This is a genomic window from Shigella sp. FC1661 (assembly GCF_001712525.1).
GTDB classification, from domain to species: domain Bacteria; phylum Pseudomonadota; class Gammaproteobacteria; order Enterobacterales; family Enterobacteriaceae; genus Escherichia; species Escherichia coli.
The window spans coordinates 20,971-27,532 of the sequence record NZ_MDGW01000321.1 but is presented as its reverse complement, the minus strand read 5'-3'; the positions used below and the strand labels follow the sequence as shown (position 1 = coordinate 27,532).

General features: G+C 52.3%; 7 protein-coding genes and 2 pseudogenes. 7 read left to right on the top strand and 2 right to left on the bottom strand.

Annotated elements, in window-relative coordinates:
• Positions 1-168: 168 nt before the first annotated feature.
• Positions 169-309, bottom strand: a pseudogene (locus BFF42_RS16900) (IS3 family transposase); the annotation flags it as partial.
• Between the two features lie 65 nt (positions 310-374).
• On the opposite strand from BFF42_RS16900, the gene BFF42_RS16895 reads away from it, so the two are divergent.
• A complete protein-coding gene (locus BFF42_RS16895; protein WP_039059481.1) occupies positions 375-1,139 on the top strand; it encodes a StfH/YfcO family fimbrial adhesin in 765 nt (254 codons plus the stop codon).
• A gap of 56 nt (positions 1,140-1,195) precedes the next feature.
• Here BFF42_RS16895 and smrB read toward each other — a convergent pair whose 3' ends face one another.
• Entirely contained in the window at positions 1,196-1,747 is a 552-nt protein-coding gene (smrB, locus tag BFF42_RS16890; protein WP_000730806.1) for an endonuclease SmrB, read from the bottom strand.
• 165 nt (positions 1,748-1,912) lie between these two features.
• On the opposite strand from smrB, the gene prmB reads away from it, so the two are divergent.
• From prmB to BFF42_RS16860, 6 genes and pseudogenes are all read left to right on the top strand, one after another.
• The gene (gene prmB, locus BFF42_RS16885; RefSeq protein WP_001339812.1) at positions 1,913-2,845 is read left to right on the top strand and encodes a 50S ribosomal protein L3 N(5)-glutamine methyltransferase; all 933 of its coding nucleotides are present in this window, start codon (positions 1,913-1,915) and stop codon (positions 2,843-2,845) included.
• Positions 2,846-2,879: 34 nt separating this feature from the next.
• Positions 2,880-3,963 (top strand): annotated as a pseudogene (gene aroC, locus BFF42_RS16880) (chorismate synthase).
• A gap of 3 nt (positions 3,964-3,966) precedes the next feature.
• Complete coding sequence (mepA, locus tag BFF42_RS16875; protein WP_001043819.1) at positions 3,967-4,791, top strand: penicillin-insensitive murein endopeptidase; 825 nt, start codon at positions 3,967-3,969, stop codon at positions 4,789-4,791.
• On the top strand, positions 4,791-5,600 hold the full coding sequence (locus BFF42_RS16870; protein WP_000447361.1) for a sulfite exporter TauE/SafE family protein: 810 nt from the start codon (positions 4,791-4,793) through the stop codon (positions 5,598-5,600). The genes mepA and BFF42_RS16870 overlap by 1 nt, the downstream gene beginning before the upstream one ends.
• Positions 5,600-6,148, top strand: a complete 549-nt coding sequence (epmC, locus tag BFF42_RS16865) for an elongation factor P hydroxylase (protein WP_039060312.1) — start codon at positions 5,600-5,602, stop codon at positions 6,146-6,148. Before BFF42_RS16870 ends, epmC begins: the two co-directional genes overlap by 1 nt.
• Before the next feature lie 33 nt (positions 6,149-6,181).
• A complete protein-coding gene (locus BFF42_RS16860; protein ID WP_000559754.1) occupies positions 6,182-6,460 on the top strand; it encodes a YfcL family protein in 279 nt (92 codons plus the stop codon).
• Positions 6,461-6,562: the final 102 nt, after the last annotated feature.

The following is a 6,562-nucleotide window of genomic DNA, read 5'->3' as shown; positions in this document are numbered from 1 at the left end:
ACTGGCCGATAAACCGGGTCGGCGAACTGCTCCCCTGGCGCGTAGCACTGCCGACTGAATAACACATCCCCGTCAATACGGTTCTTGCTGCACGCTTACGATGTTAACCCGCGTTAAATATCCCACGTTGGCCAGCATCTGTCTCACGGAAAGTCATACTGCCTTACGAAATAACTGGCTGGCTGCTACACCATGTTGCCGGGCAACGAGGGAGACCGTCATCCCCGGTTCAAAGCTCTGCTGAACAATTGCGATCTTTTCCTGTGTGGTACGCCGTCTGCGTTTCTCCGGCCCTAAGACATCAATCATCTGTACTCCAATGACTAGTCTAAAAACTAGTATTAAGACTATCACTTATATTTAAGTGATACTGGTTGTCTGGAGATTCAGGGGGCCAGTCTACAGAGTTTGAGTTTCATCTGATTATAGCGACGCCAGATTCAGTTAATTACGCTATATTTAAGGCTACATTCATGCCCAATTCACAGCCGGATTTAGTTTCGTGGACTGGCGATAGTTCTACTCAACCATCTATGTCGAAAATTTCGGACAGCAGGGTATCCATGTCAGCCTGTCCTGGATTAGAGCAGTATGATAGCCAGACCAAAACGGGATGGACATGTAATGAATTAAAGATGTTTGTTTATTACGATGGGAATTTACATGGTTGTCCGTGGATTGTGTCGTCGTTTGTTAAGAGTAGAGATCCCTTCGCTAAAACGTATGATGATGATTTTCCTGACTATATTGGCCCAACGAAGGTGAGTTCTTCATGTCCGGCGGTGCCCCTGGCATCGTATGATGTTTCCTGGAATGAAAATTATGTTGTACATAACAAAGTCGTCAGGTTGCAGTCAACAGGTGGTGTTATTGAGCAAACACTGCCCACTTTCCTGATGGAAAATGGCAAACTGTGTAACGGGAATAATTTTGATGAGCGTGGTGTCTACTGCCGTTTTATCGCACAGCAGATGACCTTCTCGACTTCCGGCTGTGATAATGCCAAAGTGACGGTGACGCCTGAGCCGCAACCGATTACGTCCAGGCAACTGCATGATATGAAGCTACGCGTGGACACGACATCTCGACAGCCCATAGATTCTACCTGCCGATTCACTTACATACTGAATATGTATTAGCGCACCTTTTCTCACCTGGCAGGGTCATTCGCTCCTGCCACAACACGCTCAACTCCTCAGGGCAACTCCGGCGGCAACCACTCTTCCACTTCAATCAACACCAACAAAGCCGCATCACCGCCGTACTCTTTCGGTGCCTGGTGAAATGCCATCACATGCGGATGTTGTGCCAGCCACAGCGGTGTTTGTTGCTTCAAAATATGCTTCCCGTGCCCATGCATCACGCAGGCACAAAACACATGTTCGCGGCGACAGGCGGCAATCAACGCGCCCAGTTCCTGCTTGGCCTGCAGCTGCGTCAGACCGTGTAAATCCAAAAACAATTCCGGTGAATAATCGCCGCGGCGCAGTTTCTTCGCCTCGAAATGGCTGACATCCGGGCGAACATATTTCACCGGACCTTCGGTATTTAATAACGGCTGAAACTCATCGGAGAAATAATGGCTGGCATCAGCCTGCTCCTGGATCAAGCGTTTCACCGGCACTTCGCTGATTTTTTTACGCTGCGGTCGGTGGACAATCGTGTCCTGCTTAATCTTGCGAGTCCCCGCCATCAACTGGCGAAACAGAGCCTGGTCCTCCTCGCTAAGTGTTGTTTTCTTTTTCATTTATCTGTCTCTATTTCTAATTTTCCTACAGTTTACCCGACTCGTAGCACAATCGATCGTTTTAAACGTATTTTTCCTCACTCACCGCGCGTGAATGCTGATTTATCGTCATCTTCATGGCAAACTAGCCGCCGAAATTATTGCGATCATGCCCTGGAGGAATACGTGGATAAAATTTTCGTTGATGAAGCAGTAAATGAGCTGCAAACCATTCAGGACATGTTGCGCTGGTCAGTGAGCCGCTTCAGCGCGGCAAATATCTGGTACGGTCACGGCACCGATAACCCGTGGGATGAAGCCGTACAGCTGGTGTTACCATCGCTCTACCTGCCGCTGGATATCCCGGAAGATATGCGCACCGCGCGTCTGACCTCCAGCGAAAAACATCGTATTGTTGAACGCGTGATCCGCCGCGTCAACGAGCGCATTCCGGTGGCTTACCTGACCAACAAAGCCTGGTTCTGCGGTCATGAATTTTACGTCGATGAACGCGTGCTGGTGCCGCGCTCGCCGATTGGTGAACTGATCAACAATAAATTTGCCGGACTCATCAGCAAACAACCGCAGCATATTTTAGATATGTGTACCGGTAGCGGCTGCATCGCCATTGCCTGTGCTTATGCCTTCCCGGATGCAGAAGTCGACGCGGTGGATATCTCTCCCGACGCGCTGGCGGTTGCTGAACAGAACATCGAAGAACACGGTCTGATCCACAACGTCATTCCGATTCGTTCCGATCTGTTCCGCGACTTGCCGAAAGTGCAGTACGATCTGATTGTCACTAACCCGCCGTATGTCGACGCGGAAGATATGTCCGACCTGCCAAACGAATACCGTCACGAGCCGGAACTGGGCCTGGCATCTGGCACCGACGGCCTTAAACTGACGCGTCGCATTCTTGGAAACGCGGCAGATTACCTTGCTGATGATGGCGTGTTGATTTGTGAAGTCGGCAACAGCATGGTACATCTTATGGAACAATATCCGGATGTTCCGTTCACCTGGCTGGAGTTTGATAACGGCGGCGATGGTGTGTTTATGCTCACCAAAGAGCAGCTGCTGGCGGCCCGTGAATATTTCGCGATTTATAAAGATTAAGTAAACACGCAAACACAACAATAACGGAGCCGTGATGGCTGGAAACACAATTGGACAACTCTTTCGCGTAACCACCTTCGGCGAATCGCATGGGCTGGCGCTCGGCTGCATCGTCGATGGTGTTCCGCCAGGCATTCTGCTGACGGAAGCGGACCTGCAACATGACCTCGACCGTCGTCGCCCTGGGACATCGCGCTATACCACCCAGCGCCGCGAGCCGGATCAGGTCAAAATTCTCTCCGGTGTTTTTGAAGGCGTTACTACTGGCACCAGCATTGGCTTGTTGATCGAAAACACTGACCAGCGCTCTCAGGATTACAGCGCAATTAAAGACGTTTTCCGCCCAGGCCATGCTGATTACACCTACGAACAAAAATACGGTCTGCGCGATTATCGCGGCGGTGGACGTTCTTCCGCCCGCGAAACTGCCATGCGCGTGGCGGCAGGGGCGATTGCCAAAAAATATCTCGCCGAGAAATTTGGTATTGAAATCCGCGGCTGCTTGACCCAGATGGGCGACATTCCGCTGGAAATCAAAGACTGGTCGCTGGTTGAACAAAATCCGTTCTTCTGCCGATCCGGACAAAATCGACGCGTTAGATGAACTGATGCGCGCGCTGAAAAAAGAGGGCGACTCCATCGGCGCGAAAGTCACCGTTGTTGCCAGTGGCGTCCCCGCCGGACTTGGCGAGCCGGTATTTGACCGCCTGGATGCCGACATCGCCCATGCGCTGATGAGCATCAACGCGGTGAAAGGCGTGGAAATTGGCGACGGCTTTGACGTAGTGGCGCTGCGCGGCAGCCAGAACCGCGACGAAATCACCAAAGACGGTTTCCAGAGCAACCATGCGGGCGGCATTCTCGGCGGTATCAGCAGCGGGCAGCAAATCATTGCTCATATGGCGCTGAAACCGACCTCCAGCATTACCGTGCCGGGGCGCACTATTAACCGCTTTGGCGAAGAAGTTGAGATGATCACCAAAGGCCGTCACGATCCCTGTGTCGGGATCCGTGCAGTGCCGATCGCTGAAGCGATGCTGGCGATCGTTTTAATGGATCACCTGTTACGGCAGCGGGCGCAAAATGCCGATGTGAAGACTGATATTCCACGCTGGTAAAAAATGAACAAAACCGCGATTGCGCTGCTGGCTCTGCTTGCCAGTAGCGCTAGCTTGGCAGCGACGCCGTGGCAAAAAATAACCCAACCTGTGCCGGGTAGCGCACAATCGATAGGCAGTTTTTCTAATGGCTGTATTGTCGGCGCTGACACGTTGCCGATACAGTCCGAACATTATCAGGTCATGCGTACCGATCAGCGTCGCTATTTCGGTCACCCGGATCTGGTGATGTTTATCCAGCGTCTGAGTAGCCAGGTGAGCAATCTGGGCATGGGTACGGTGCTGATTGGCGATATGGGGATGCCCGCTGGTGGGCGTTTCAACGGCGGTCATGCCAGCCACCAGACCGGACTGGATGTCGATATCTTTCTGCAACTGCCGAAAACTCGCTGGACCTCCGCGCAGCTCTTGCGCCCGCAAGCACTGGACTTAGTTTCCCGCGACGGTAAACACGTTGTCTCCACGCTGTGGAAGCCAGAAATTTTCAGCTTGATCAAACTCGCCGCCCAGGACAAAGACGTCACGCGCATTTTTGTTAATCCGGCGATTAAACAACAACTTTGCCTTGATGCGGGCACCGATCGCGACTGGTTGCGCAAAGTGCGACCCTGGTTCCAGCATCGCGCGCATATGCATGTACGATTACGTTGCCCTGCCGATAGTCTGGAGTGTGAAGATCAACCTTTACCGCCACCAGGCGATGGTTGCGGGGCAGAACTGCAAAGCTGGTTTGCACCTCCAAAACCAGGAACAACAAAGCCTGAGAAGAAGACACCGCCTCCGTTGCCGCCTTCCTGCCAGGCGCTACTGGATGAGCACGTGATCTAATGGAAACGTTTAATAGCCTGTTTATGGTTTCCCCGCTGTTGCTGGGAGTTCTCTTTTTTGTCGCCATGCTGGCGGGATTTATCGACTCGATTGCCGGTGGCGGTGGGTTACTCACCATTCCGGCATTGATGGCTGCGGGAATGTCTCCCGCTAACGCGCTGGCAACCAATAAACTGCAAGCCTGCGGCGGCTCTATTTCCGCCACTATCTACTTTATTCGCCGCAAAGTGGTTAGTTTAAGCGATCAGAAACTCAATATCGCCATGACCTTTGTCGGCTCAATGAGCGGCGCACTGCTGGTGCAATACGTTCAGGCTGATGTCTTACGGCAGATTTTGCCCATTCTGGTAATTTGTATCGGCCTCTATTTCTTGCTGATGCCAAAGCTGGGTGAAGAAGATCGCCAGCGCCGGATGTACGGTTTACCCTTCGCGTTAATTGCCGGTGGCTGCGTCGGTTTTTATGACGGATTCTTTGGCCCGGCTGCCGGATCGTTTTACGCGCTGGCCTTCGTTACGCTGTGCGGATTCAACCTCGCCAAAGCCACGGCTCACGCCAAATTACTCAACGCAACGTCAAACATTGGCGGTCTGCTGCTGTTTATTCTCGGCGGCAAAGTGATTTGGGCGACGGGCTTTGTCATGCTGGTGGGGCAGTTCCTCGGCGCGCGCATGGGTTCAAGACTGGTGCTGAGCAAAGGACAAAAACTGATCCGCCCGATGATCGTTATCGTCTCGGCGGTGATGAGTGCCAAATTACTTTACGATAGCCACGGACAGGAGATCCTCCACTGGTTGGGGATGAACTAATGAACAGTACACACCACTATGAGCAGTTGATTGAAATTTTTAATAGCTGCTTTGCCGATGAATTTAATACCCGTCTGATTAAAGGCGACGACGAACCGATCTATCTTCCTGCTGATGCGGAAGTACCGTATAACCGAATTGTCTTTGCCCACGGCTTTTATGCCAGCGCAATTCATGAGATTTCGCACTGGTGTATTGCCGGAAAAGCGCGCCGTGAGCTGGTTGATTTCGGCTACTGGTATTGCCCGGATGGGCGTGATGCCCAAACGCAAAGCCAGTTTGAAGGTGTTGAAGTGAAGCCGCAGGCACTCGACTGGTTGTTCTGTGTGGCGGCGGGATATCCGTTTAACGTCAGTTGCGACAATCTGGAAGGCGACTTCGAACCGGATCGTGTGGTGTTTCAACGGCGGGTACATGCGCAGGTGATGGATTATCTGACAAATGGCATTCCCGAGCGTCCGGCACGCTTCATTAAAGCACTACAAAATTATTATCACACGCTGGAACTTACGGCGGAACAGTTCCCGTGGCCGGAAGCGCTCAACTGAAGCCGGTGCCACGTTTTACAATGAGGAAAGAAGATGATCGCGGAGTTTGAATCACGCATTCTGGCATTAATCGACGGCATGATTGACCATGCCAGTGATGATGAGTTGTTTGCCAGTGGGTATTTGCGTGGCCACCTGACATTAGCCATCGCAGAACTGGAAAGTGGTGATGACCACTCCGCTCAGGCGGTGCATACGACCGTTAGCCAGAGTCTGGAAAAAGCCATTGGTGCCGGTGAATTGTCGCCGCGTGACCAGGCGCTGGTGACCGATATGTGGGAAAACCTGTTTCAGCAGGCGTCACAGCAGTAAGTTGCGGCGTCTGGAGCACCATGCCTGATGCGACGCTTATCGCGTCTTATCAGGCCTACACGTCACACGTAGGTCGGATAAGGCGTTCACGCCGCATCCGGC